Genomic DNA, 26,417 nt, shown 5'->3' on the forward strand with positions numbered 1-26,417 from the left:
GTACATATGCAGATAGAGTCAACAAGACTGCTGATCCGGGATTTTGAGGAGGAGGATTTTGCCAGCATACATGCCTACGCCTCTGACCCATTAGTGACCGAGTATACGATGTGGGGACCGAATACGGAAGAGGAAACTTTAGAATATTTAAAGGAAATCCACCAAATGAAAGAGCAGAGCCCCCGTGACAGCTATGAACTGGCGATCGTGCTAAAAGATAGCGGCCAGTTAATCGGCGGTGTAGGTCTTCACCGATCCAAGACAAACGCAGAGCTTGGGTACTGCTTGAATTCCGCCTATTGGCGACAGGGTTATGCTTCGGAAGCTGCTAGCGTCATGTGCCGTTTTGGTTTTAAGGAGCTCGGAGTTCATCGGATATACGCCACCTGCAGGCCGGGAAACATCGGGTCAGCTGCGGTAATGCGCCATATCGGAATGAAGCAGGAAGGGCATCTTCGTCAGCATCTATGGTTTAAAGGGGCTTACCATGATTCCTATTTATTCTCCATCCTCAAAGATGAATTCGAAGTTTAAATCTATCATATGGTTAAGGAGCTTCTGCTTGCATGGATAATACCAAATTGTTGATCCGTCATAACGGAATTTCGATTTACGAGGAAGCGTCAGGTAAAGTGTATTATACGAAAGAGAATCATGTGTCCGTTGTTGTTCTGGCTAAGCATGGCGATCAACTGCTGTTGATCCGTCAATATCGCGCCGCCGTGGATGACTACGTCATTCAGTTACCCGGTGGTGGCGTAAGCGAGGAAGAGGATCTGGAATCGGCAGCACGCCGTGAGATGCTGGAGGAAACGGGCTGCACCTGCGGCAAGCTTCATTATCTGGGCAAGCTCTATCCGGCGTCCTGGAGATGCAATGAGATTGCCCATGTTTTTTACACGGATGAGGTAATCAGTCAAGCGGATCAGCAGCTCGAGGGATACGAGGACATCGACCTAGTAAGAATGAGCGTAAAGGAATGCCTGCACCGGATTAAGGAGAATGAGCTTCAGGACTCCGAGCTGGTCTTTGCGATAATGCAAGGTTTGCTCCAGGGATTTATTCAGAATAATTAAGCATATCGTGGATAAAAGAGTATAAGTCGATCTCGATCCACCATGAACTACAATCCGTACGAAGAGCCGTGCCGATACAGAACTTATCTGTATGAGACGGCTCTTTTTTTCGTGAATTATGGACAAATTCATCATTTATGCCGCGGTGACAAACTTGGCGGCCTTGGAACGAATATAATTCACTATGAGCATAAAGGAGTGTTCGTCCCATGGGAAGGCATCTGCTGATCTATGATGTGGAGTGGTGGATTTTAGGTAAACATGCAAAGGTCATTCAACAGTTTCACCCATCCCTGGATCTGATGTCCATCGGGGAATTGGATCGGTTTCTGGAACAGCACAGCAGCGATGATATCAATCAAGCCTATGACCGAATCGGTGCAATGTGCTTGGGAATCGCAGCCTATTGTATTTTCAAGCATATTCGTATCGATGCCTCGGCAGCGGTCTCTTATTATTATTTCAGTCAGAATTACGAAACCTTTCGCGAATGGATCGGTGACGAACTGATCCCCGACCCGGAGTTTCTCAGGCTGGTCATTCCCCGAATCGGCGTAATCGGTGCGATGAACCAACAGCTGACCCAAGTGCTTAGACAGGTGGCTCCGGAGGCTAACGTGGAATATATCGGGCATTTTGTAGACCATCGGTTATTCCAACCATCCATGGTATTGAGCAGGGGTAGTGCTCCGTTTGTCATAGGCTGGGCTGGAGATCCTGCGAAACGATCCAAAAATTACGCTACATTATATAAGCTGATCCGTGACCATTTCGGCCAAGATGAACGGATTCGATTTATTGAAACAGCCGGAGCTTACTCCTATGAAGAGATGCCTAAATTTTATCATCAGCTGGACCTGCTGCTCATCACTTCGGCAAATGAGGGCAGCGCAGCTCCTGCACTGGAGGCCTACGCATGCGGGGTACCCGTGTTAGGATCAAATGTGGGTAACATTAAGGCTGCCGCTCATCCGGATGCACACGGCTTGATCTTGGACAGTGACAATCCGGAGGATTTTATCAACCTGATCGATCAATGGATGGGACAGCGGCGTAAGCTGGCTGACATCGGACAGCAGTGCAGGCACTACATTGAGTCATATTGGACAATAGAACAAGTGATAGAGCGCTGGTTAAGGGCGTTATTCCAATGGGAGAGGCAGTCGTGAAGGAGGGGAGCCTGTGTTAGATCGAGTATCCGTGCTGATTCCGTATCAATCGGATGGAAATGGCCCCAGAGATACAGCGTTTGAGTGGGTATTGGGCTTCTACGCACGGATGATGCCGGAAGTCGAGGTATGTGTAGGCGAAATAGCGGACGCAAGGGAGCTCTTCAGCAGATCCAGGGCGATCAATCGTGCGTATCACCAGGCTACCAAAGACATTATCGTGATTGCGGATAGCGATATTGTATACGACCCGAATCTGTTGAGGAAATCCATTACTTACGTGAACAGCGGGCAGTGGGTGATTCCCTTCAGCCGGATCCTTCGTTTATCCAAAGAAATATCGCATTTGCTGCTGCAGCAAGAAAACATATGGCCATTGACCGTTAAAACTGAAACTGCCGCGGAGCAGGCGACCGCATTTGTTGGCGGATTTAATGTGCTTGGCCGCGAAGCCTATGAAACGGTAGGAGGATATGATGAACGATTTGTCGGTTGGGGCGGGGAAGATGAGGCTTTTGCCTATGCGCTGGATACCTTGGTCGGCCACCATATCCGCCTGGAAGGGGAAATGGTTCATTTTTGGCATCCATTCGTAGGACCTGACGGGAATCCCAATTACGATTCCAATTATGCGCTGTATCTGCGCTATCTAAAGGCGCGCGGCAATCAGGAAGAGATGCGGCTATTGATTCAGGAACCATCTTCTCAATAAGGAGGGGCGAATAGCTTATGAGGCTGTCAGTAATTGTACCGGTATTAAATGAAATCACCTTCGTTCCATTGTATATAGAAAGTGCGATCCGTTACGCGGATGAGATTATCATTGCCGACGGCGGCAGTACCGACGGGACCATTGAGGAAATCGAGCGCCTTCAGCAGCGCTATGCGATTCGACTGTTCCATGTCCAGCAGAGCGGAATGCCATACACCGAGGATTGGAACGAATCCGTGGTCCGTAATTTTTTGATTGATCAGGCCCAAGGAGACTGGATCATGAATCTGGATATCGACGAACTGATGGATGATCGATTCGCTGATGTTTTGCCGGAGCTCATGAACCGATCAGGTGTGGATATTTATCAGTTTCCCTTCGTTAATTTCTGGGGGGATCCATGGACGATCCGGGTGAATAGTCCCGGTGATGAACGCTGGTCAAACGATATCACCCGAATGTGGAGGGCCAAGCAAGGAATACGCTATCGTGATGAGAAGCATCACTGCACGCTGGAAGCTGCGGAAGGCCGGAGTATTTGGAGTATCCCCCGCGGGCGATGCGATGTGAACGTGTATCACTACCACTATGCACTTGGCAACAAAATCAAGTTCAATGATAACCGCCGAGGGGATGTCAATGTGCAGATGAATCTCGGACAGCCGGATTGGACATTCAAGCCTGAAGCCTATGATATCATCACAAAGCCTTATGAGGGCGTGCATCCTGAGGTTATCATGAACTATCTAAATCGGCGGGATTCTTTAGGATCTTAACCGAATAATCAAGAAATAACCCCTCCATGACCTGATTGTAGAATCAGTCATCTTGAAGGGGTTGCTTTTATTATTCCGTTGTCATTTCTGTTGCAGCGTGGACAGACGAGCATAAGTGGCTGACAGCTTGAGTTACCCCGACCCGGTCCAATACCTGCAGATTGGATATTTGAGTTAGCAAGGAATTGAGCTGCTGTTCATGATAGCTTAGGGAATCCACCCAATAATGATCGGAGTGGACCTGCGAGTGGACATCTGTAGAGCCGCAATAAACGACTTGATCAAATCGAACCTCAGAGAACAGATCAATCCGGTTTGTAAAATACAGCCGCGGGCCTATTTTTCGGGTTCCTACGATGAGATGGCCATGATATACATGGGTGTACACAATGACTAGCAGTTTCTCGTTCTCGCTCAAACCCTTCACAATCTGCTGCCAGCGTCTGGAATTGGTCTCCCAAACGGTAAGACCGAGCACCAGCACCACTTTTGTTCCGGCTTGATTGACTCTGGACGCGATTTCATCCGGACGATCTACCATATGAAAAATGCTATCCGGTCCTTTTGGCGACCTCCACGGTTTGTTCCATTTTTGTTCATAATAGGATTTATTCTTATTCCATAACTCGTTATAGACATGATTCTTAAGCTTCTTGATCGTAACGCTCCCGTGATGATAAACAAAGGCGTCTTCCACGATGGCCAGGCGGTACCCTGCGTTCCGGACACGTTCACAATAATCATCGTCTTCAAACATCCCGAGCCCATAAGCGGGATCCAGTGTCCCCACACGTTCCCATACATTCCGTCTAATGGCTACACAGAAAAATCCAAGCAGATCGGTATAACGGTATCTTCGCCGGTAACGCTCGTAGAATTCGCTAAGCCAGCGGGGATGAGCGCCTTGAACAGCATCCCCTATAAAATGATCCAACGCTTGATCGTTCCCCACGTGATTAGACATCGGACCCGTCATAGCTAACATTTCGTCTTTCTGAAAAGGTCTCAGCAGGCGCGAGATCCAGCTTCCATCCGGAACAAGCGTATCATTATTGAGCAGAATGATAAATTCTCCGCTTGATTGCGCGCATCCCAGCGTGTTGCCAGCGGCAAAACCGAGATTCGTAGGGGAGGTGATCACTTTGATCAGCGGATGATTTTGACTCCTGAGATAGGCGGATGTCTGATCATTTGAGGCATTATCAGCGATGATTATCTCCAGGTTCGGATAATGACCCGGTTGAAGGAGTCGATGAAGGCATTGCTGTGTATAAGACCAGTTATTATGAACAACCAGGATTACACTGACTTTGGGGAACAGGTACTGCACGATATCACCATGGAGCACTTCATATCGATGATCCCAATTGTTAAGCTCTGCAAACTGCTGGCGCTGTTCAATGACGTTGTGCTCGGACTGTAGAAGGGCAGCTTCAATCGCCTCTTCAAATTGCGTGGGAGTATCCGCAATCTTGACCAGGTGATCTGCAACGGTTTTCACTTCAGGAAGTTCCGTAGAGATGACCGGCTTGCCGGCTGCCAAATATTCGTACAGCTTAACTGGATTGGTAGCTTGCGTCAGCTCGTTCTTCTTGAACGGAATTAAAGCGACCTGGAAGCGATGCAGATAAGCAGGGAGTTCATGGTACGGCTTCTCACCTAGCAATAATACGTTACTCAGTCCCTCGATCCCCGAGGTGTCACAGCCGAAAGTATTTCCAATGAGGACAAACGTCCAATCCGACCGATTTCTGGCGAGTGACTCCATCAGCTGAATGTCAAACCAGTCGGATATTGCCCCGTAGTAACCAATTATCGGCTGATCAATAGACTCAAGCTCTGGCAGCGCCTCATCAGGCGGCTTCGAGAAGTGAGCAGTATCTGCTGCATTGCGGATAAGTACCGCCGAAGGATTGTACTGGGAGGCCCAGTCATGCAGATGCTGGGAGGTTGTTACCACGAGCCCTGCTTCTTGCAGCAGCTGTTCTTCCAGCAGGAGCATCGTCTTGTCGTTCGTTGAGAAACCGGCATGATGATCCATGCAGTCGTAGACGATATGATGCTGATCCATAGCGGTAACGAGAGGAGTCCAGAATGGAAGATCCACGATGGAGACCAGTTGGGATAATCCAAATTTATCCCTTATATGCTCTACCGACCACTTCAAATACTGGATATCCCAATATTCCATTCGATCCTGGTACAAATTCAAAGGCTGATTGGCGCACAAGGTGACTAGCCATATATTACGATCAATATTTTTAACTTTAACATGACGGCTGATTTCTTCTCTTGACGCTTCCTCTTTTCCTAACCCCACAATCTCGGGATTTACGTAGAACACTCGATGCCCCTGCTGAGCGAATTGCTCTGACATTTGCTGTGGGCGCTGCCATCGGAACTGCCAATCAATGACGGGAAACCGCATGATGTCGTACAACAGCATCGTACCGGGCTCGGGCTGCTCGCCAGCGGGCATGCATACGTCCACGGCCTGGACAGGTGCCTGTTCCATTAGTTGTATGGATCGCGGGTATGTCATTGGTAATGTGTACGCAGGAGTTGAAGGTGGAGCGGAGCGCTTCCTCCGGATATATTTCAGGGCAAGTTGGCGCTGTTTCCATTGACGCAAGGCCGAGCGATGGGTTGAGGATTTACGTCGGCGGTAAGGCTTGATTTTATTCAAGGTTAGCCTCCTCTCTGGTGCAAGGGTCTATTTAACAAACTATGTATCATTCCAAATATCTGTATGGGTAGAACACCAGATGAAGGGGAAATACCGGGAATGATCGGAAAGGGCACCACTGATTGCAGGCTTCCGGTGTCCAGGAATTTAGGCCATTTCCTTATCTTTGACCTTCCAGGTAGCCATTGTCCCGGCATTCACATAAGGTACCAATGACTAAACAAAGGGAGGGGCACTTGTGAGGAGATACTGGAACAGGAGTCTTGATGGGGGATGCAAAGAAATCACAGTCCGAAAAAAGAAAAAGCGTAAAAAAACCTCGTATTCGATATGGAGTAAATTTTTATCTCTGCGTCGAAAGCTCATCCGCAGTATTGCAGGAATCCGATTGCAGATTGCTCGATTGAATGAACGGCTAAATGCGCTTCAAGAGCAGGTGAACGGTTTACGAGGTGGAGCAAGTCCAGGGGCAGGTCCAAGTGCAGGTCCAGGAGTAGGTCCGGGTCCAGGTGCAGGTCCAGGCAGCAGCATCATTGCTTTTTTAAGAGGCAGGTTGAACAGCCGGGTTACAGTGGAAACAACGGCAGGCACCATATTCGGAACGCTGATCGCGATTGGAGAAGATTATGTTCAGATTGCAGAGCCGAACGGTAGTATCGTCATAATCCCGCTCCGCAGTTTCTTGTCTATCGCTTGATAAAAGATGGGAGGAAGCAGATAGAATGGACTTTTCAGAAATTCTGGCTACTTTCGTGGGCAGAACGGTAGAGGTTGTTCAGGTCAATCAATTTCTGCAAGGTCAGTTACGGTCCTCAGCAGACGGATTAATTACAGTGGAAGTGGTAAGCTCGAATTATATCCCTACTTCTCAAGTGGTCACTGTGCTTAATGAGAGTATTTCATTCGTGCGCATTCTGCCTCTCTGAAGGATTGCCATGTTTCAGTGTTTCGGTCTCGTCAATAATGGAATTCTTCCATTTCAAGTAATGATGGGGGTGTCGATGCGTCAAGCTGGTCATTCTTAGTCTTCGGTGGTATAATGCCTCCGCTACGTGGCATAGCTTGTGTGTACCGGATAGCTTCATTAATTGTCCGATATCCTCATACAATCTCCCTTCAAAGAGAGTATGAGGATTCCAGCCATCGACCTGCTTAAGTATGGGAACATTGAACATGCGCGGAGCTACGGCTGGGGCCTCGTGCAGCAGCACATAAGGAGACAAGGAAGAGGGCGCTGCTTTAACTCCTTGATACACGAGCTGTTTATTTGCTCGCTCCAGCCACTCCGTATGATTAGCATAAACGACGGCGGTATCCTGTTGACTGCCAGCCGCCCTCAGGAGGATCTCCAGCGCATCAGGAGCAAGCCAGTCATCGGCATCCAGCTCCAGTAACCAGGGGGCTTTTGCTATATTCAATATTCTGTTCAGAGCTCGTGATTTGCCTATATTCTCTTCTTGCCGAATCAGCTTAATGCGTGGATCCTGAGGCAGTCTCATCAGATAATGTGCGGTCTCTGCATCGGTTGACCCGTCATCGAGAATCACAAGCTCCCATGCCCCGAGGGTCTGCGCTAATACGGACCGCACAGCCCAAGGAAGATAAATGCCATCATTATAGGTGCACAAAGCAATAGTCACCAGAGGAGGGCAGTCAATATCCGGTGGCTGTGATTGTTCTTGGGCACCAGCTTCGAGAAGAGGGAATAAGGCCTGCCATTCCTCAGCTTCTTTCATCCAGGCGGGCGCCTGGCGTTGAAGGTACAAGAATCCATCGGAATCAACTTCCGTCCATTCATACCGCGTGGATAGCTCGAATTGTTTATCGATCAATACGTACCTCTGGAATGGCAACTGCTCTCTAGTTCTGAAACCCGGTGTCTGTCCGTTCATAACAGTCTTCGTGCGCCATAACAGCGGACCACGGGGAATCCGTAAAGGTGAAACGTATCTGTTCCTGGATGGTGACAACTGATCTATATTCGAAGCTGGATTCATGATATAGCCGGCAGAGTACTCGTTACAGGACCTCAGCCAACGTTCAATCTCTTCCTTGGCATGAGGCTGGACAGTATCTCCGGCATGGAGCGTTATGAACCACGGCTTAATCTCCCGGGCAAGTGTCTCATTCAGGATCGATCCGGTCAATTCTTCACTAGGAATTATCACAGGAAGGGCAGCGGGGAAAACGCGTTTTATCGAGGCTGCGGTATTCTCGCTTAAATGGGGATATGAACCTGGAAGAATAAACACCAGCATAACCGTTCAGTTCCTTTCTATATCTATATCTATATCTATATCTTTATCTTTGTCTTTGCCGTTGTTAAACCCAATTCGTTAAACCCAATCCTGTTTATCGTATGCCCGCAAGCGCTAGGCGGATACAACAGCCTACAACATACTGTTAGTTGCGACGTTCTGGTAAATCGGGAATAATAGAACCTAGAGGCAAAAGCCTGAACCTTTAGATGGGGGAACACGAATCAGATGAACTCGACGCATAGTCAAATACTTCAGCAAGCTCAAGGATTTGCCCGCTCTGTGCACGAACAGGATGCAAGCGGTCATGATTGGTGGCATGTTCAGCGTGTCACCCGCATCGCCCGACTCCTAGCTTATCTTGAAGGGGCGAATGCATACATATGTGAATTGTCAGCATGGCTCCATGATGTAGCCGACGAGAAGCTGAATGAATCGAAGGAAGCGGGTTACGAACGGGTTCAGTATTGGTTGCAACAAGCCGGTCTGGAAGCTTCCGACCAGGGGCACGTGTTGGAGATTATCAGTACGATGTCGTTCTCAGGCGGAACAGGGAGCGTCATGCGTACATTGGAAGGACGAATTGTACAGGATGCTGATCGTCTGGATGCGATTGGCGCAATTGGGATTGCCCGTACTTTCGCTTATTCCGGATGGAAGGGACAAAGCATGTACGATCCATGCATTTCCCTTCGGCAGCATATGACACGAGAGGAATATCGAAAGGGCAAGAGCACGGCCATTAACCATTTCCATGAAAAGCTTCTGAAGCTGAAGGATAAAATGAATACGGAATCGGCAAGGCTGCTCGCAGATGGCAAGCATCAGAGTCTCGAGCTCTTTCTCCAGTTATTCGATAAAGAGTGGGCGATGGGGAATGAAGCCTACCTGCACGAATCCCCGATTCATCGCCGTAATGTATCACGTGTCCATATTGCCTTCGATGATTCAACGGCAGGGTCGTTAAAGATGATGCTGCGCTCGAAACCGGGAGAGATCGTGGTTACATTGGGCGATAACCTTATGATAGGGCCGCTTCCCAAAGACCATGATTTCTCCCGTTCGTTCTCTACCCGAAATAAGTGGTTTCAGGAACGATACAGCATTGCTCATGTGGAAGATAGAAAATTAACGATGCTGCAAGCCGCCTTCGATTGGCTGACCTGGCCCCAGCAGCTGACCGAGATGCCGTGCTTGATATGGGCTGGCGATTCCGCTTCGGAACAGCTAGGTTTACGCAGGTTGTTGTCTCTGATACCAGATCATCCTGAAGTCATATTGGTAAATGCGACAAGCGTTCATCGTCAGCAAGATCCAAACAGTTGGTATCGGGGAACGTTTGAGATGTCTTCAGATAAACTTCAAATGGTGCTGGATACAGCCGAGCAAGTTCCATTGTCGTCGCAGGATCAGGCTGGCTATCGTGCGGATTGGCAGGGTCTCATAAACGACGATGGGTTCCTGCGCGTCCTTCAAGGCGAGCGGCTGTGCACCGTTCCTGAAGCTTACTATGATGCAGATATTCTGCAAGCAACTTATCGTCTTGAGGCCAGACATGGGTTCTTCAAGAAATCAGCCCGCATTATTGGCGAGGTGATCGGCATGGGTGAATTAACCGTTTCCGACTCTTTTATCGAGTATCGGGTTCGCCACCTGATACAGGAAGGTGCATTAACCTACTCTGGCGAGCTGGATGCCATGCGAAATTACAGCATATCTCTTGTGGATGCATCGACTCCCGAGGAACAGTGGAGCCACGAACAACGCTTAGCTAAGATCGTGAAGCTGAAGTCGCTGCTGCATGAGATGATGGAAATTAACATTGCAGAGAGTGGATTCATGGAAGAACTACGCCAATTGGATGCAGAGGGTCTGGGAGCATCTGTTTCCACCAACCAAGAAGCTGTTACGACCAGCATCCAATCTCAAATCGAGGGCTTTATGAGTTCGTATCAACATCATCAAGAACAACGTATATCCTTGATGGGTTCCCTGGAGAAGGTGTTAACCCAGATCGATGAAACGGCTCCGATAGAATAGATGAAACACATTCGAACAAGGCCTTAATTGTTATATCATTCAGACTAAGAAATGAAAGTGGAAAGCGGTGGAGTTATGTTATTTACAGCACAGCAGATTCAAACGATAAGAGAACAAGCGCTTGGGATGGACAAGCGTCGACAAGTAACACCCGAAGTGTTGGCAGCAATCTATGATCATCGTTTGTTTCACTTGTTTGTGCCCGATGAGCTTGAAGGAAGAATGACCTCACTGCCGGAGGCTGCGCGCATTTTTCAGGAGAGTGCCAGGATCGACGGCAACCTGGGATGGCTGGTTACGATTGGTGCAGGTGGAGGATTCTTCGCTGCGCTGATGAGCCGGGAGGTGAGCCGCCGCGTATTCGCGCACCGCGAAGCGGTGATTGCGGGCAGCGGGATGCCAACAGGTACGGCAAGACAGGTAGATGGCGGATATATAGTGAACGGCAGCTGGAAGTATTGCAGCGGTTGTACCTATGCAACGACCTTTACAGCCAATGCAGTTATTGAACCGGCTTCCACGGTACAAGATGCAGCTGATGTACCGACTGCGGACCAGGACGAGTCCCATATTCGATCCTTTATCCTGAATCCTGATCAAATCGAGATTCTGGAGGATTGGAATGCCTTCGGACTGCGGGCAACGGCGAGTCATACGATATCCGCTGTGGAGGCGTTCGTGCCGGTGGAGATGACGTTCTCCCTTACGGAAATCCAAGCGTATGAGAACGAAACGATCTATCAATATCCCTTCCTTCCGTTTGCTCAAGTATCTTTTGCTGGCGTCGCTGCAGGCATCGCCGAGCATTTCCTTGAGGCAGCAGAATCGCTTGCGACACAGCGAGGTAGCTCTTCTTATGTGTTCAGCAAGATGGAGGAGCGTAAGGCTGCTTTGGAGCTATCCGTATCGGATTTTTATAAGACGGTGGAAAGCTCATGGGATGAGCTGCTGCGTAATGGTGAAATATCGAATGCAACGGAAGTAGAGGTAACCGCCCGCAGCATAGCAGCAGCCCAAACCGCGTTATCCTGCGGCCAGCGGTTGTTCCCGTTGTTGGGTTTATCCGCTGCGATGGAAGACGCCGAAATCAATCGCTGCTGGAGGGATCTTCAGACGGCATGCTCGCATTCGCTGCTAAGAAATTTCTGATGGAGAAGCAAAACCATGAGCTGCATACCAAGCAGCTCATGGTTTTTATGTTTCGGCATAGCCAGAGATATGTGCATTCGCTTTATTTGAGAGGATTTTATTTCACGTATTCGTTAAACCAGGAAATAACGCTGCGATAAAGGCAGGTGGGAGGATGGGGCGCTTGTCAGCTTCTCACCGTTAACGGTTACCGCATAAGTCACCGGATCGACCATAATTTCCGGTGTCTCACCATTGTGAACCAGGTCGGCCTTTCTTACGGTTCGGCAGTTCCGAACAGGCAGTAGCTGTTTGCGTAATCCTAATGGATCAAGCGTGCCCAGCTGCAGGGAGGACTGGGATACGAATGTTGCGCTTAGTGCAGCCTGCGCTCCGCCATAGCTGCCGAACATCGGCCGATACATATAAGGCTGCGGTGTAGCGATAGAAGCGTTCGGATCGCCCATGACCGCGTGTACGATCATGCCGCTCTTCAGTACGATCTCCGGCTTGGCTCCGAAGAAGGCGGGTTTCCAGAGTACGAGGTCGGCCATTTTCCCGACTTCGATGGAGCCAACGTAATCGGATATACCATGGGTCATGGCAGGGTTAATGGTGTATTTGGCGATGTAGCGCTTGATTCGGAAATTGTCCGATTTTGTATCCGATCCTAGCGAACCGCGCTGTTGTTTCATTTTGTCCGCCGTTTGCCATGTGCGGATAGCGACTTCACCTACACGGCCCATCGCTTGTGAATCGGAGCTGGTCATGCTGATCGCTCCAATGTCATGGAGTATATCTTCAGCCCCAATGGTCTCTGCCCGGATCCTTGATGCGGCAAAGGCAACATCCTCCGGAATACGCGGATCAAGATGATGGCAAATCATCAGCATATCCAGATGTTCGTCAACCGTATTTACCGTATAGGGCATGGTCGGACTAGTTGAGGAGGGGAGGACATTCGGCATGGATGCTACCCGCAGCAGATCCGGGGCGTGACCGCCTCCTGCACCCTCGGTATGGTAGGTATGAATCGCCCGGCCGTTAAAGGAGCGCAAGCTGTCTTCAACAAAACCCGCTTCATTCAGTGTATCGGTATGAATGTTAACCTGCACATCCAGTTCTTCGGCAACGTTTAAGCATTTGTCAATCACATAGGGCGTGCTGCCCCAGTCTTCGTGAATTTTGAGTCCGGCCGCACCTGCATGGACTTGTTCCGCCAGCGCTTCCGGACGGCTGCTATTCCCGCGGCCCAGAAACACCATATTAATCGGAAGAGCATCCGTCGCCTGCAGCATCCGCTGCAGATTCCATACCCCGGAAGTACAATTGGTTGCCAGAGTTCCCGTAGCAGGCCCGGTGCCTCCCCCAACAAAGGTAGTGACACCGCTTTGGAGCGCGATTTCGACTTGCTGTGGACTAATGAAGTGCACATGCGAATCCACACCGCCAGCGGTTACGATCATGTTCTCAGCAGAGATAACTTCGGTGTTCACACCGATAATCATACCTTCGGTGACCCCATCCATCATGAGTGGATTTCCCGCTTTTCCGATACCGCAGATGAACCCGTCCTTGATCCCGATATCCGCTTTAACGATTCCCCAAGTATCGATAATGATGGCATTCGTAATGACCAGATCCAGGGCGCCTTCCGCGCGGGTCGCGAGGGGATGCTGTCCCATGCCGTCACGTATCACTTTACCGCCCCCAAATACGCATTCATCCCCGTAGACGGTATAATCCTTCTCGATCTCCAGCCAGAGGGAGGTGTCAGCCAGCCTTACCCGATCCCCAGTTGTAGGTCCGTACATGCTGGCATAGGTAGCACGATCAATTGTTGTCATAAGCTCACCACCCCATTGGTTTTTCCGTTCGTTAAACCTGCAAAACCGTGAATCTCCTGGCTGCCGCCAATTTGAACAAGCGTGACCTCCAAGGTTTCCCCGGGTTCGAACCTGGTCGACAATCCGGAAGCAATATCTAGCCTGTATCCCTGCGTGCCGTTCCGATCAAATAACAAGGCGGGATTGCATTCGTAAAAATGGAAGTGCGACCCTACCTGAATCGGTCGGTCTCCACTATTGGTGACTTCACGCATAATGCGAGGGCGGCCGGGCACCAGCTCAATCGGCTCATCTCGCAGGTCGTATTCGCCTGCAATAATGCCGGGTGCGTCTGACGCGCCTTGAATCGGGTCATGTACGCTGACCAGCTTGGTACCGTCCACAAAGGTGGCTTCGACCTGAACTTCCCTAAGCAAGTGGGCGACGCCGTCCATCACTTGATCCGCTGACAGCACATGACGCGCTTCTTCCATTAATTCGGCTACAGACTTACCATCACGAGCTCCTTCAACAACATAACCTGAAATGAGTGCGGCCGCTTCCGGGTAGTTCAATTTCAACCCGCGGGCTAACCGTTTCTGCGCTAATTCCGACGCGAGGAAAAGCAATAATTTGTCTCTTTCCTGGTAAGTGAGATGCATCCTAGCCACTCCTTTTACATTGAATTTGTTAGAATACATTACACATCTAGGGGGGTTATAAAAATAATGATGCATAATGGTGTTTATTTTGGATAAATGTAGCACTACCCAAATAAATAGTCAATATAAATGTAAGGTTTTATTACATTAACTTTACTTCTCCATCAGATTAACTCCAAGCGTGATAGAGGAGTTCTTATAAGCACAAAAAAAGACCCTCTTCGGGCCTTTCCCATTTTATCGAAACTTGCCGTAATCTTTAATATGCACTTCAACCAAACATTCCACCGGCAGCTTCTGAAGCTCCTGTCGCCAGTTCATCTTTTTCCACTGCGCATAGCCAACGCGGTTACGGACAACCGTTCCTATTCCGAGATTATCTACCTGATGCTGTTTCATGAGCGTAATGATGGCATCGCCTTTTTTCGAAATATACTTACTGATTCGCTTCTCCAGCTCATGCCGTTCCCGATCATTGCTCAATCTGGCATCGCCGATGTATTCCAGAACAGTGCCGGTCACTTTAATATGATACGTAACTTTGTCAACGCCCTGATCTCCACGGGTGACTTTAACTTTACGTGAGCTGATCAATGAACTGAACATGACGTTTTCCTTCGTGTCACCGGGCTCCGCCAGTTCAATGTTTATTTGGCCATCTCTGAATTTGCCTCTCAGAAAAGCGAAGACCATTGCATCCTGAGGTTCGATCTTCGTTACATAACGATCATCTCGAAATAATGCGATTCCACTCGTTGTAATGTAATTATTCTCATGCTTCTTAATAATCGGAGCAATGGGGTCTACACCCTGATCGAAAAAATCCCTGGCAAAGTTGAACAAAGTTACCTTTGGAATCGTCTGCCCCAGCGCTTCTTTTTCAAGCAGCATGTCGATATATCGACCTGTACGCGGATGCTGCCTGTAATCGTCGATCAATAGTTCGCCTGCATGTCCTTCAACCACACTCACTTTGACCTGTGATGAAATGGAGGGATCTCTGAACAAGGTGTCCAGATGTCCATGAAGTCCATTTTTCGCCATCGAAAGACCGAACAATACGTTGCGGATTTGTCCGCTTACCAGCAGCATACCCGTTCTCCTGGACATGATCATTTTCGCTTCTTTGCTGCTCTCGGCGGTCGCCGTCAATACCTCCCGTTTAGCGGTGGTTTCCGGATCCGCTTGGGGAATCGAGACCGTGATGGCTAGCTTGCCATCCGGAAGCAAATCATAACTGGTGGTCTGGATGAAACCCAGATCTTCCAGAACCCGTTGATCTCCGCATCCTGATAGAGGGATGATACACAGCAGGAGGAGCAAGCATGTACATTTTTTTATCATATCACATCACGCTGCCTTTTTTCGCCGCTGCCATAGCAGCAGAATGATTAATAACACCGGTACAATATAGGCGAATCCGATCTGGATATAACCCAGATACAAAATCCATTCTCGGATGGTATTCAATACGGTTGGAATGTAGGATATGAGCAAGGCAAAAAGAATGATAAAGAAATAGTGGACATTGATTTTGATCTTCGGGAAAACTCGTTGGGTGCTCTCACCGGCTGCCCAAAAGTAAAGGACGAGGGTGATGATGGTGGTGAACAGGAAGAAGCCGTAAAAGAGATTCTCAATTCGCTCCATGAACGGCAGCTTGATGTAAGCCAATAAATCGAGTAATGGAAACAACATAACCTTCAGCATATCGCTGCCAATGACTCCGAATGAGACAAAACCCAAGAGAACGTAGGATACTGTACGAATAAGATGACCGTAAATTACGGCCCTAAACAATTTCGTCTTCTTATCGGTGTAGGGAAAGAATAGTAAACACAGCTCATATCCCATATACGCCAAATAGATATGAAAGAATCCTTCGGTCATATTGCTGTTGTCTTGAAAAAGATAAGGCGTTAATCGCTCGAATCTGAATTCCCCAGTATAGTATATAAGCAGCGAACTCATCCAAATGGTGCACCAGAAGTAAACGGTCGAAGCCTTGGAAATGTTATAGAGTCCTTTGGTCAGCAGCATAAAGGCTAGAACATCGATCGCGATCTTGAATACCATCGGGTCGGTTGTCGGGAAGGCAAACATCTGAAAGATCAGCACATATTCCTTAGCAACGAGACAGCCGATTAGCGCCCATACCATGCTAAAAGCCAGATAGAAGGGGACCAGGATGAACTTTGGGATGCTTTTCTCCAGTATTTCAAAGATCGATTGACCTTTGCCCAGCCGATACACCCAATAGATTAGGTAAATATTAAGACAGATCAGAATGGATATCGGGATCACGATAAGCCAGCCATTTGTCCCGAAATACTGGGCTTCGATCTGCGCGATGCTGAATACGTAGACGCCCGTTTGAATCATATAGATGAGGATCGCTGTATGAAATTGGGATAGTTTTTCTTTCAATTGTCCTCACCTCTTCATTTTTAACTTCGCTTTGTTTCTCGCTTTAACTTGAGTCGGCCGCTTGGCCAGGGTGGAAAAAGGCAATCTCATAAATACGTCTTTCCAGTCATAGGGCTCAAAAGGAGCAATTGGCGATAAATAAGAGCTGCCAATACTCGTCAAACCGCTAAGGTGGACGACGATATACGCCAATCCGAAGGCCAGACCCAGATTGCCCCAAAATCCTGCCATAATGATGAGTCCGAATCGGAGCAGGCGAAAAGAAGCGCTCATGACATAATTGGGAATAACAAAGGAGGCAATAGCCGAAGAAGCGACAGCGATAATCAGAATGTTACTGGTTAATCCTGCCTGCACGGCAGCTTGTCCTATGACGATACCGCCTACGATACCAATGGTCTGGCCGATCTTGGTGGGCAGTCTGGCCCCGGCTTCCCTCAGAAGCTCAATGGTTGTCTCCATCAGAAGCGCTTCAAAGATCGGGGGGAAAGGCACTCTGCTTCTGGATTCGGTTAATGTCAGGAGTAGATTCTGTGGAATCATTTCATAGTGAAAGGAGGTCACTGAGACGTAAAGGGCCGTCAATGTTAGTGTGATGATGATCGCTGCAAACCTCAGGAACAAGGTTGCTGTACCAATGCTCCACCTCTGGTAATAATCATCGGAGGATGAGAAGAACTCAAAAAAGTTGACCGGAGCGCTGAAGGCAGTCGGACTCCCGTCCATAATCCCGACGACTCGACCTGAAACCAGCTTGGATGCAATCGTATCCGGGCGCTCGGTGGTCAGAAATTGTGCGAAGATCGAATAAGGAGCATCATCAATGCATTGAATTAGCATGTTCGTATCATGGATAGCATCGATTTCAATATCCTTAATTCGCTTTATCACTTCATTTACATATTTCTCATTCGTGATGTCCTTGACGTACAGAACATAGACATCTGATTTCGTGACTTCTCCCACGGAAAGTTTAATGACTTTGAGATGAGAACTCTGAACTCTCTTTCGAATTAAAGACAGATTCGTATAAGCCTGCTCGGTAAACGCCTCGTGCGGCCCGATAATGATGGATTCCGTTTCGGATTCGGCAACCGTACGGGACACCGGGAATATGACATCGATCATGAATGCATGTTCCTCGTAAAAGATAGCCGCCATGCCGCTAAGAATGCCTTCAACGCATTTTTTGGTATCCGTTACTGGTTTAAATTGGGATTGTTCCGTTAACAACGCAAGCGGCGCTTCAGCGGTCAACACAGGGGGAAGCAGATCACGCTCCAGCCGATCCTCATTGACTAAATGACTGAAATACAGAACATGCAGACGTTCATTAAGATAGGATTTATGGACAAAATCGGCGGCATGATCAAATTGATCGATGATATGCTGCAGTGTCAGCGCTGCTCCCTCCTGAGGATGAGGGTCCTGTTGATTTTCTTGAACCGGGCCTTTTTCGGCATGCTCATAGTTGACCAGAAAGATGGATTTTAGCTTCTGCTTCATTCCCACGTCTTTACACCTCGGATTCCTGCATAGTCTGTCATAGTGTGCGTACTTTGCCCTGAATCTATCCAACGAATCCCATATCGAATTAGGAAGATCGTTCGCGGGAATCTTAGGCTAGAGAGACGAAGCCAGATTTTATCTAGAGGTGTAAAGAGGAGGTTTACTATGCTGGGCAGTATCTTATTGGCTGGTGCTTTATTGCTTGGGATTAGTCCTGATCATGATCAAGGGATTAACAAACTTCCGGATTCTAATGATCAGCAGGGCATCTTTGAATCCGGTGGTGAGCTTGTGGAGGAGGCAGTGAGGGCGTGTGAGAAACATTTCGGTACAGCCGTCTATTTACCGCCGAAGTTGCCGCCCGTCGCTTTCACGCATCAGTATGGCCGCTGTTATGACATGGAGGGCGGATTGGACGAGCATTTGGAGATTCATTATCTTAACCGATATAAACTTGATAATGACTACAGAATCGAATTATATCCGCTAGAGAATAAACAGCAGTTGAAACATCTATCATTTCAGGAATCGGTGCTGACAGATCATACAACCGCAAGGTTTTACAAGGGGCCGACCAATACGCTGCAACTGTTCGTATTCGAAAAGGGGAACTGGCAATACCTTTTAACTGCTGCAAATGGCGCTTCTTCAGAAATCAGGCAGCAGGAATTGACAGAAATTGCAGAGTCCTTGATCCATGCGGTGAACAGCAAAGACCCTGCTTACGCCACGTGGGGAACTCTTGCCGTCACGGAAGCAAAGCGTAAATACAATATGGATGTAGTCGACTACCTCTATATGGGAAGAACCACGATCTCTAGTGAACTGGCGGAGGAGAAGTTTAAACTTTGGCTTAAGGAGGGGGCTCGTGAATTCGGCGTATACGTAACCGTTGCGTTTCATCCAACAACCCATCAGTTCATATCGATTCGGTACGAGGAATTGTAGCCGGCTAAACGAGCCTGTTAGCAGGAATAAATACGATTTCCGAAAAAGAGATTCACGGTTGCTTTTTTTGAAAGTCGTGTTTTCCTGCTGTTCAGACGCATACATATGGTGTACCATATTTGGTGAAACTTGCCTCCGTGATTTCTACATTTTGCGCCAGTAATAGTGGTTTAGGAGTGATTCGGTTTGTCTTTTATAGTACTTAAGCTCCTATTTGTTCCATTGATATCGGTATTTATTATGGTGTCATCGGTTTATCTTGGATACCAAACGTCAGTCCCTTTGATGCTGCTCACGGCTTCGTTACTGTATGCATCCGTTATTTTTGATCGAAAGTTCGAATGGCTTCGCCATATTCAATTTCTCTTTCTCGGGGCGTTTCATTTTGTCAGTCATTTGAATTGGTGTATCTTGTTGTATTACATACTCATCATCAACCTCATTCATAAAAAAGAGCGTTTCATAGAATCGATGCCGCTGTGCCTTCTTATGGTCCTTCAATATTCCATCATTCGTCTGACTTATGTGCCGATTACAAAGTACAACATACTGGTCGCTGTATTTGATTGTTTGTCTTCCTTTGTCATCGTGGTTTCATTTCACTTTGTAAACTTTCTCGAATCGGAGAAGAAGAAGTTATATAAGCAAAACGATTATTTGACCTATCACGATCCCTTGACGGGGCTTCTGAATTATGATGGATATTTGCATAAAGTCCAGCATCTTGTTGAATTGAACAAGCCTTTTCAGTTGGTGCTGCTCGACATCAATAATTTTAAATCGTTAAATGCGAAGGACATCTCCACAGCCAATGAGATTCTGATCAGCTTCTCACGTGCGCTGCGAAAGCTGTTCCTGAGCGATATGCTGGCAGCCTCCCGATATGCAGGGGACCGCTTTGCTATACTGCTGCCGGAGAACGTCAACATCGACAGCAGCCTGTTCAATTTTGAAAATATCGGCGTACAGGTAACCTATAGCATCACTTGTTACCCGCACGAAGCCTTAACTTATCAAGAGATGATCAGCACGGCAGAAGACCGGATATTTCAAATGCGGCGAAATTCCTGGATGAGAGGCCAGGAGGAAATGATCCGAACGGAAAAGATGAAGATGGTCGGGGAATTGGCTGCCGGAATGGCACATGAAATTCGGAATCCGCTTACCTCTATTAAAGGCTTCATCCAACTCTCCAAAAATCAAGGTTATAACATTCAGCCGTGGTATGAGGTCATTATGGGAGAAATCACTCGGGTAGGGGAGCTGACGGCAGAATTTTTGCACTTTTCCAAGCCGCATGCCAGCAATATGAGGGTTGAATCACTACCGGATTGTTTGACCCGGGTCTATTCCTTGTGTGAATCCGAAGCAGCTTCGCGCGGTCATTTGTTTAGGCTGGACTTAAGTGATGAGCCGATTCAGATCGTCATGGACCGTGATAAGATCATTCAGGTGCTTATCAACCTGATCCGCAATTCTTTTCAAGCGATGGAGCACACCGGTACTGTCCGACTCTCCCTCAGGGCGGAAGAACGAATGGCTGTCGTGGAAGTTGAGGATACCGGAAAAGGCATTGCCGATGAAAATCTGGTCAAGATTTTTGATCCGTTCTATACAACCAAAGAAGAAGGGACCGGCCTTGGGCTGTCCCTGTGTCAAAAAATTGTAGAGGACCATGGCGGCAGAATAACGGTTCACAGCGAGCTGGGGATCGGCACGACGTTTACCTTGCGGATTCCACTGGCTTAGAAAATTTGAATGGCAATCGACCGAAATATATCCTATGATAGGATAGTTGTTTAAGCAAATCCAACATGGTTTTGCAAAAATTTATATACTCATGCATCCATGTGCTGCAGGAAAGGAAGTAACAGATCGTATGTCGATGTCCACGAAAGAAGCCGGTTCAACCATGGTTCTATCTCGCAGGAAGAGGCTTCAGTTTGCCTTGATTCTCGGATCTCTTTCGGCTTTCGGGCCACTTTCCGTTGATATGTATTTACCTGCACTGCCTAAACTCTCCGAGAGTTTGGGATCGCCAGCATCGTTGGCCCAATTAAGCCTGACGGCATTTTTACTTGGTCTTGCTCTAGGACAGCTTGTAGCAGGCCCACTTAGCGATATTCGGGGGAGAAGAGCACCACTCATCATATCCTTGATTATTTATTCGATTACCTCTTTGCTGTGTGCGTTTGCCCCAAGTATATGGGTTCTGGTTGCGCTTCGATTTGTACAGGGAGCAAGCGGAGCAGCCGGTATCGTCATATCCAGGGCTGTCGTCCGGGATTTATACACCGGTTCGGAGCTGACCAAGTTTTTTACATTGCTCATGCTGATCAATGGTTTGGCACCCATTATCGCTCCAGTATTCGGAGCGTTTATCCTTAATTTCGTCTCTTGGCGCGGCGTTTTTGTCGTCCTGTTCCTGATCGGATTGCTTATGCTGCTCGCGGTATGGTTTGGTCTTCCGGAAACGCTCAATCGGGAGAAAAGAGCTACTGGAGGGATCAAACAAACCTTCCTTACCTTCGGTACGCTGATTCGGGACCGCGTATTTGTCGGCTATGCGCTCTCTCAAGCGTTCGTATCAGCCGCGATGTTTGCGTATATCTCAGGGTCACCATTCGTGCTGCAGGATATCTTCGGCGTATCCCCTCAAATGTACAGCCTGTTCTTTGCAGTTAATGGGGTTGGCATTGTGCTGTTCTCTCAAATTACGGGTAGATTGGCCTCTCGCACAGGGGAAACCAAATTGTTGACAACGGGTCTCATCATTGCGGCCTTTGGCGGGACTTCGCTGTTCGCGATCACCTGGCTCGGCGGCGGATTGCTGCTGATTGCCCCGATGCTATTCCTAATTGTTTCTGCCGTCGGCATGGTCAGTGCAACGACGACATCACTGGCGATGCAGAAGCAAGCAGCTCATACATCAGGCAGTGCGTCCGCGCTTCTTGGATTACTGCCTTTGTTATTAGGCGCAGCCGCAAGTCCACTTGTGGGCCTGGGAGACGGAACAACTGCTGCACCTATGGGAACGGTTATCGGGATTGCAGAATTGCTGGCCGTAAGCTCGTTCCTGTTCCTTGTTATGCCCTTTAGCCATAGGAAAGAGGATACGGTCTCACTGTAAATTAAAGTCAGAACATATTAAGAAACCCGCACACATGGTGCGGGTTTCTTTGGTTTATAAAACAATCTGAATGAATTACCTGTAATGCAATCATAATACCAAAGAGTAAACGAAACCGGACATATCACGTAAACCGAAAGAAGAGAAAAACACAAAGATAAAGCAGGTGAACCAGCTTGAGATGGATGTCAGTCCTCGGTCTATTGTTTATGCTCCTGCAAGGGGATGAACCGGAAAACAACAATTTAATGATAACGCAAGAAGGCAAAATCATGGCCAGCGTGAGCCGAAGCGAACATGCACTTGATGTATTCCCGCTGCTGGATATGGATAAATACAATCAATGGGTGGATGCGCTTGATCGGAAAACCTATCTGGAAGCCAGGAATGCCCGGATTGGCAGCAGCGGCCAAATCATTCCGGGGCAGAATGGTCATAGACTGGATCGACGCAAACTGCTGGAACGATATTATTCGTATTGGTACGGGACTGGGGGCGCTACCGTCGAAGCGCCGAGGTATCCGATTTATCCGAAGGTGGATACCGAGCTTCTTGCCTCCATTCGGGTTAAACCCATAGGTTACTATGTCACCTATTTTAATTCCAACAACAAAAATCGTTCCCATAATATAGCATTAGCTGCCCAGGTGATAGACAGTGCAGTCGTGTTCCCTGGAGAAACCTTCTCGTTTAATCAGGTGGTTGGCATGAGAACAGTGGACAGAGGTTACAGACGTGCCGGCGTTATCGTCAGAGGTGAGTTATCAGAGGGAGTAGGGGGAGGGATCTGTCAGGTTTCTTCTACATTGTATAACGCCATTGACCGTGCAGGCTTGCAGATTGTAAAGCGCTACTCTCACAGCCGGAACGTCCCTTATGTGCTGCCGGGACGCGATGCCACGGTGAGCTGGGGAGGACCGGATTTTGTTTTTGAGAACGCCTATAATCAGCCTATCCTCATCCGGGCATTCGGTAATGGGGGAAGAATGACCGTTGCCATCTACTCTTCTGAACTCATAGAATATAAGCCGCGCAATGTGCCAAGCATATCTAACATGCTGCCGGAGGAGACGAGTGACACCAAGCACAATCCGGTAAACGGCGATTAATCCAAGGCTTGGACGATGGATGCAGCAGATCGCGGGCGCGCCGCCTTATACCATTGCATACACAGCCAAAACACTAAAATGAGATCAATCGCGTCGCCGCCGTAATACATCAGCATTCCGCCGAGCTTGGCCTGTTCCGAAGAGACGCCGTCTGGCGGATGGGCATATATGTATTTGGAGAGTATTCCATGTCCGGCAATGGCGATGACCAGGATGATCGCACGAGCCTGGAAGCTGCGCCGGTGCGGAGCCACATCTACGTATATCATAGAAACCGTAAATATATATCCGGCTGCAAAAACATGAAAATGCACCACGATATGCAGCAAAAGACTATGATGCATATCCATGAATAGGCCGGTTGTGTACAGGACCCATAGTCCACCAATGTTCAACAAGGCCGCTACTGCCGGATGAGCAACGATTCGAGCTGGCTTGCTCTTCAGCAAAGGAGTGATCCGTCTGGCGAATGGTAATGGGGTAGACCTGAGCAGCAGCGCCATCGGAGCGGAGAATGCAATCAACAGCGGCCCCAGCATACCAAGCAGCAGATGTCCGAGCATGTGAATCGTGAAGTTCGCAGGGGCGAGTCGTGCTAGCGGACCGATCAGCGGCAAACCAACGCAAAGCATTCCCGCAACCCAGCACACATAACGATAGACCGGCCAAGTTCGGTAGTTTCGATTGGAGACTCTAGCAGCAACCATATACAGGAGAATGGGAAGCGCGAAGATCAAGCCACCTATGATTAAATCCCAGGACGTCCATGAAGCAGAGGCTCCGGACATTTCAGCCTCATGATCAAACGAATGGTTACTCACCATAAGATCAGGCCTCCCTGGAAAGAGCGCGGTTTTGAGTTCGCACGATGAGAATCATACCCACTATGATCATGCCCGCAGCAATCAGGTTCCAGACCCAATCGTAGGGACGGATATCGACGTTATAACGAATCTGGTGCAGACGCATCCATTTATGCTGAATGATGCCGTCGTACAGCTGGAAGACGCCGCCTCCAAGCAGGATACCTCCAATCCACCGTTTCAGCCAGAACGCATTTCGGCGGTGAAGATCGGCAAGCATGAACGAGGATCCGATGGTGGCGAACCAGCTGAACGCGTGAAACAGTCCATCGGAGACAAGGCCGATATCGGTTGTAGATTTATCATAGAAATGATGCCAGTGCAGCAATTGATGAAACACAGCCTCATCGATAAAACCGACTAGACCTAATCCGAATAAGATGCCGGCCCATAAATTACGCGCGGAGTATCGTATGCGCTGTAATTGGTGTTCTTTGGATTTTATTGACTTCATTCGGTTCATCCTCTTCCATTTCATAAATATTCGAAGTGTATGGTTTTAAAAGGGTTCTACTATCTAAGGTTACCCATTTTTACCATTTCAATAACTCCTGGGGCTTGGAATGAGGATTCCTTATTAAGGATCGTGCTTTCTGTCGGTTAACGGAGAAACGGTTGATTTATTGGATGTTCATGAAATGCTTTATGGGCTTTGGTGGGATCTTCGAACCAGCCCGCAATTCCGTTTGCCGTCATCTGATCGGATGCTGCTTGCATCAGCAGCCCGGCGATATGCTCAGGAAGCGGCTCCGTCATCGCGTTTGTCCATTCCGTAACAGCCGTAATGTATTGCTTCGTACGGTTCCAGTAGTCTATACCAACAGCTTCATCCCATGTCGATTCCTTATGTGTTATGAGGGTTTCATATAATTGTTCGGCGGCATATGAAGCGGTATTACAGCCTTGGCCTGTGATCGGGTCACTGAGAAACACGCTGTCGCCGCACCCAAGTACCAGCGTTCCGCCTAGTGTAGTATATGGCCTGTGAATGACAGGCGTAATCGCGGTTTGAAGAAAGGCGTGCTCATCGATGAGTGCAAACCGGTCCATATCAATTCGCTCATATATAGGATGAAAATGCTCTTCAATTACTTTCGCCATGCGTGCCATAAACTCGGAAGAATTCTTAATCGCTTTAAACACATCCAATATTCCCTCAGGCACCGCTTCGATGAATAAGATGGTGGCACGTCCTGAATCGGTAATAGCAGGAATCTCGAACATTTCACCGTTCCCTGGAAGAACTGTAATGGAAATGCCTTCAGGCTTCACGGGCTGTACGCCGGTAAAATAACCTACGATGCATTTCCGCTGAGGCGATTGGTAGGGAGTGAGTCCCGTTTCTACAGGGAATGGCGCCAGCGGCCCTGCTTTACCCGTTGTGTCGATGATGAGATTGTAGGAATGAGTCAGCTCCAGAAGGTCTTCCTGCTTCAAACGCCCGTGTACAAACTTCACGCCTTGCGAAGTTAAATCATGGATTGATTCAGCGAAGCGCAAGCGTTGGTCCACTGATGCGGCGATTCCGGTTAGATTACCTGTAAACAGTTTTTGCTGGCCTAAATGAAAGTGGATCGTACGGATTGGAGGTGCGCTATCTTCGGCAGGCATGTTAAAACGTCGTTCGCGTTCTAATGTGGGATGAAAATGTACCTGTGTGGATCGAATTCTTCCATCCAGGATGTTCTGCGGCTGTTCATAATGATGAACGGTGACATCAAAATCATTCTTCAGCGAATAGGCAAGCTGGATTCCGGCGGTACCGCAGCCGATTATACCAATACGTCTCATACATATGTCCTCCTTGAAATGGGCTTTTAAATAGAATACAGCGATGAGAATTGGATCAAAAGGGTGGAATTAACTATTATTCACTCCGGCAATTGAACTAAAAGGATACACGGCAATACGCCGATAATTAGTTTACATAATGTATAATATGTAACCTCTAGAACAATTCCTAAAGATGAATTCCTGCTCGGTAGACGGCTGTATCAATAGTTCCTATTTCAATACACTCTGGATGTTAAAAAAACATTAAAAAGGCGAACCCCTAAACAGGATTCGCCTCTTCATATTGGCATTTATGTTGTTTAGC

At 48.2% G+C, this 26,417-nt stretch carries 22 protein-coding genes; 12 read left to right on the forward strand and 10 right to left on the reverse strand.

All coding sequences use genetic code 11. The features are described 5' to 3' along the window. Positions 1-6: 6 nt before the first annotated feature. From AC0VZ8_RS16950 to AC0VZ8_RS16970, 5 genes are all read left to right on the forward strand, one after another. Positions 7-534, forward strand: a complete 528-nt coding sequence (locus tag AC0VZ8_RS16950) for a GNAT family N-acetyltransferase (RefSeq protein ID WP_475483756.1) — start codon at positions 7-9, stop codon at positions 532-534. Between the two features lie 32 nt (positions 535-566). After that, a complete protein-coding gene (locus tag AC0VZ8_RS16955; protein ID WP_475483757.1) occupies positions 567-1,076 on the forward strand; it encodes an NUDIX hydrolase in 510 nt (169 codons plus the stop codon). A 209-nt stretch (positions 1,077-1,285) separates the two neighbouring features. After that, positions 1,286-2,245, forward strand: a complete 960-nt coding sequence (locus AC0VZ8_RS16960; RefSeq protein ID WP_475483758.1) for a glycosyltransferase family 4 protein — start codon at positions 1,286-1,288, stop codon at positions 2,243-2,245. A 13-nt stretch (positions 2,246-2,258) separates the two neighbouring features. Next, positions 2,259-2,957, forward strand: coding sequence for a galactosyltransferase-related protein (locus tag AC0VZ8_RS16965; protein ID WP_475483759.1), 699 nt, complete (start codon positions 2,259-2,261; stop codon positions 2,955-2,957). Between the two features lie 17 nt (positions 2,958-2,974). Continuing rightward, positions 2,975-3,733 carry a glycosyltransferase gene (locus tag AC0VZ8_RS16970; protein WP_475483760.1) on the forward strand — a complete coding sequence of 253 codons (759 nt, stop codon included), beginning with the start codon at positions 2,975-2,977 and terminating at the stop codon, positions 3,731-3,733. Positions 3,734-3,803: 70 nt separating this feature from the next. Here the strand turns inward: AC0VZ8_RS16970 and AC0VZ8_RS16975 are convergent, their stop codons facing one another. Then, positions 3,804-6,419: a glycosyltransferase gene (locus AC0VZ8_RS16975; RefSeq protein ID WP_475483761.1), complete on the reverse strand. Its 2,616-nt coding sequence runs from the start codon at positions 6,417-6,419 to the stop codon at positions 3,804-3,806. A 238-nt stretch (positions 6,420-6,657) separates the two neighbouring features. On the opposite strand from AC0VZ8_RS16975, the gene AC0VZ8_RS16980 reads away from it, so the two are divergent. Then, positions 6,658-7,116 carry a hypothetical protein gene (locus AC0VZ8_RS16980; RefSeq protein WP_071220646.1) on the forward strand — a complete coding sequence of 153 codons (459 nt, stop codon included), beginning with the start codon at positions 6,658-6,660 and terminating at the stop codon, positions 7,114-7,116. A 202-nt stretch (positions 7,117-7,318) separates the two neighbouring features. Here the strand turns inward: AC0VZ8_RS16980 and AC0VZ8_RS16985 are convergent, their stop codons facing one another. After that, positions 7,319-8,677 (reverse strand): glycosyltransferase family 2 protein, encoded by a 1,359-nt coding sequence (locus AC0VZ8_RS16985; protein ID WP_475483762.1) that lies wholly within the window; start codon positions 8,675-8,677, stop codon positions 7,319-7,321. Between the two features lie 228 nt (positions 8,678-8,905). On the opposite strand from AC0VZ8_RS16985, the gene AC0VZ8_RS16990 reads away from it, so the two are divergent. Both AC0VZ8_RS16990 and AC0VZ8_RS16995 read left to right on the forward strand, forming a co-directional pair. Next, complete coding sequence (locus AC0VZ8_RS16990) at positions 8,906-10,717, forward strand: DUF3658 domain-containing protein (protein ID WP_475483763.1); 1,812 nt, start codon at positions 8,906-8,908, stop codon at positions 10,715-10,717. Between the two features lie 75 nt (positions 10,718-10,792). Then, positions 10,793-11,866, forward strand: a complete 1,074-nt coding sequence (locus AC0VZ8_RS16995; RefSeq protein WP_475483764.1) for an acyl-CoA dehydrogenase family protein — start codon at positions 10,793-10,795, stop codon at positions 11,864-11,866. A gap of 113 nt (positions 11,867-11,979) precedes the next feature. Here AC0VZ8_RS16995 and ureC read toward each other — a convergent pair whose 3' ends face one another. The 5 genes from ureC to AC0VZ8_RS17020 form a co-directional block, all read right to left on the reverse strand. After that, a complete protein-coding gene (gene ureC, locus AC0VZ8_RS17000) occupies positions 11,980-13,692 on the reverse strand; it encodes an urease subunit alpha (protein ID WP_475483765.1) in 1,713 nt (570 codons plus the stop codon). Further along, the gene (gene ureA, locus AC0VZ8_RS17005) at positions 13,689-14,333 is read right to left on the reverse strand and encodes an urease subunit gamma (protein ID WP_475483766.1); all 645 of its coding nucleotides are present in this window, start codon (positions 14,331-14,333) and stop codon (positions 13,689-13,691) included. Before ureA ends, ureC begins: the two co-directional genes overlap by 4 nt. A 237-nt stretch (positions 14,334-14,570) precedes the next feature. After that, positions 14,571-15,677, reverse strand: a complete 1,107-nt coding sequence (locus tag AC0VZ8_RS17010) for a Ger(x)C family spore germination protein (protein ID WP_475483767.1) — start codon at positions 15,675-15,677, stop codon at positions 14,571-14,573. 6 nt (positions 15,678-15,683) lie between these two features. Continuing rightward, positions 15,684-16,760 (reverse strand): GerAB/ArcD/ProY family transporter, encoded by a 1,077-nt coding sequence (locus AC0VZ8_RS17015; protein ID WP_475483768.1) that lies wholly within the window; start codon positions 16,758-16,760, stop codon positions 15,684-15,686. 6 nt (positions 16,761-16,766) lie between these two features. Next, positions 16,767-18,266: a spore germination protein gene (locus tag AC0VZ8_RS17020; RefSeq protein ID WP_475483769.1), complete on the reverse strand. Its 1,500-nt coding sequence runs from the start codon at positions 18,264-18,266 to the stop codon at positions 16,767-16,769. 168 nt (positions 18,267-18,434) lie between these two features. Between AC0VZ8_RS17020 and AC0VZ8_RS17025 the strand changes: the two genes are divergently transcribed. From AC0VZ8_RS17025 to AC0VZ8_RS17040, 4 genes are all read left to right on the forward strand, one after another. Next, positions 18,435-19,217 (forward strand): YqzG/YhdC family protein, encoded by a 783-nt coding sequence (locus AC0VZ8_RS17025; RefSeq protein WP_475483770.1) that lies wholly within the window; start codon positions 18,435-18,437, stop codon positions 19,215-19,217. 186 nt (positions 19,218-19,403) lie between these two features. Then, on the forward strand, positions 19,404-20,966 hold the full coding sequence (locus AC0VZ8_RS17030; RefSeq protein ID WP_475483771.1) for an ATP-binding protein: 1,563 nt from the start codon (positions 19,404-19,406) through the stop codon (positions 20,964-20,966). 130 nt (positions 20,967-21,096) lie between these two features. After that, positions 21,097-22,347, forward strand: coding sequence for a multidrug effflux MFS transporter (locus AC0VZ8_RS17035; RefSeq protein WP_475483772.1), 1,251 nt, complete (start codon positions 21,097-21,099; stop codon positions 22,345-22,347). A gap of 176 nt (positions 22,348-22,523) precedes the next feature. Then, on the forward strand, positions 22,524-23,456 hold the full coding sequence (locus AC0VZ8_RS17040) for a VanW family protein (RefSeq protein WP_475483773.1): 933 nt from the start codon (positions 22,524-22,526) through the stop codon (positions 23,454-23,456). Here AC0VZ8_RS17040 and AC0VZ8_RS17045 read toward each other — a convergent pair. The 3 genes from AC0VZ8_RS17045 to AC0VZ8_RS17055 form a co-directional block, all read right to left on the reverse strand. Then, complete coding sequence (locus tag AC0VZ8_RS17045) at positions 23,453-24,277, reverse strand: cytochrome c oxidase assembly protein (protein ID WP_475487704.1); 825 nt, start codon at positions 24,275-24,277, stop codon at positions 23,453-23,455. The genes AC0VZ8_RS17040 and AC0VZ8_RS17045 overlap by 4 nt on opposite strands. 7 nt (positions 24,278-24,284) lie before the next feature. Further along, positions 24,285-24,773, reverse strand: a complete 489-nt coding sequence (locus AC0VZ8_RS17050) for a DUF2243 domain-containing protein (RefSeq protein WP_475483774.1) — start codon at positions 24,771-24,773, stop codon at positions 24,285-24,287. 146 nt (positions 24,774-24,919) lie between these two features. Then, entirely contained in the window at positions 24,920-26,110 is a 1,191-nt protein-coding gene (locus tag AC0VZ8_RS17055) for a styrene monooxygenase/indole monooxygenase family protein (RefSeq protein WP_071220658.1), read from the reverse strand. Positions 26,111-26,417 lie beyond the last annotated feature (307 nt).

The organism is Paenibacillus sp. QJM3NY_38 (assembly GCF_056173265.1).

What these genes read in the sequence shown, in the direction of transcription:
- AC0VZ8_RS16950 (WP_475483756.1), top strand. Translation starts at nt 7, where the DNA reads ATGCAGATAGAGTCAACAAGACTGCTGATCCGGGATTTTGAGGAGGAG.
- AC0VZ8_RS16955 (WP_475483757.1), top strand. Translation starts at nt 567, where the DNA reads ATGGATAATACCAAATTGTTGATCCGTCATAACGGAATTTCGATTTAC.
- AC0VZ8_RS16960 (WP_475483758.1), top strand. Translation starts at nt 1,286, where the DNA reads ATGGGAAGGCATCTGCTGATCTATGATGTGGAGTGGTGGATTTTAGGT.
- AC0VZ8_RS16970 (WP_475483760.1), top strand. Translation starts at nt 2,975, where the DNA reads ATGAGGCTGTCAGTAATTGTACCGGTATTAAATGAAATCACCTTCGTT.
- AC0VZ8_RS16985 (WP_475483762.1), bottom strand. Translation starts at nt 8,677, where the DNA reads ATGCTGGTGTTTATTCTTCCAGGTTCATATCCCCATTTAAGCGAGAAT.
- AC0VZ8_RS16990 (WP_475483763.1), top strand. Translation starts at nt 8,906, where the DNA reads ATGAACTCGACGCATAGTCAAATACTTCAGCAAGCTCAAGGATTTGCC.
- AC0VZ8_RS16995 (WP_475483764.1), top strand. Translation starts at nt 10,793, where the DNA reads ATGTTATTTACAGCACAGCAGATTCAAACGATAAGAGAACAAGCGCTT.
- ureC (WP_475483765.1), bottom strand. Translation starts at nt 13,692, where the DNA reads ATGACAACAATTGATCGTGCTACCTATGCCAGCATGTACGGACCTACA.
- ureA (WP_475483766.1), bottom strand. Translation starts at nt 14,333, where the DNA reads ATGCATCTCACTTACCAGGAAAGAGACAAATTATTGCTTTTCCTCGCG.
- AC0VZ8_RS17010 (WP_475483767.1), bottom strand. Translation starts at nt 15,677, where the DNA reads ATGATAAAAAAATGTACATGCTTGCTCCTCCTGCTGTGTATCATCCCT.
- AC0VZ8_RS17020 (WP_475483769.1), bottom strand. Translation starts at nt 18,266, where the DNA reads ATGAAGCAGAAGCTAAAATCCATCTTTCTGGTCAACTATGAGCATGCC.
- AC0VZ8_RS17025 (WP_475483770.1), top strand. Translation starts at nt 18,435, where the DNA reads ATGCTGGGCAGTATCTTATTGGCTGGTGCTTTATTGCTTGGGATTAGT.
- AC0VZ8_RS17035 (WP_475483772.1), top strand. Translation starts at nt 21,097, where the DNA reads ATGTCGATGTCCACGAAAGAAGCCGGTTCAACCATGGTTCTATCTCGC.
- AC0VZ8_RS17050 (WP_475483774.1), bottom strand. Translation starts at nt 24,773, where the DNA reads ATGAAGTCAATAAAATCCAAAGAACACCAATTACAGCGCATACGATAC.
- AC0VZ8_RS17055 (WP_071220658.1), bottom strand. Translation starts at nt 26,110, where the DNA reads ATGAGACGTATTGGTATAATCGGCTGCGGTACCGCCGGAATCCAGCTT.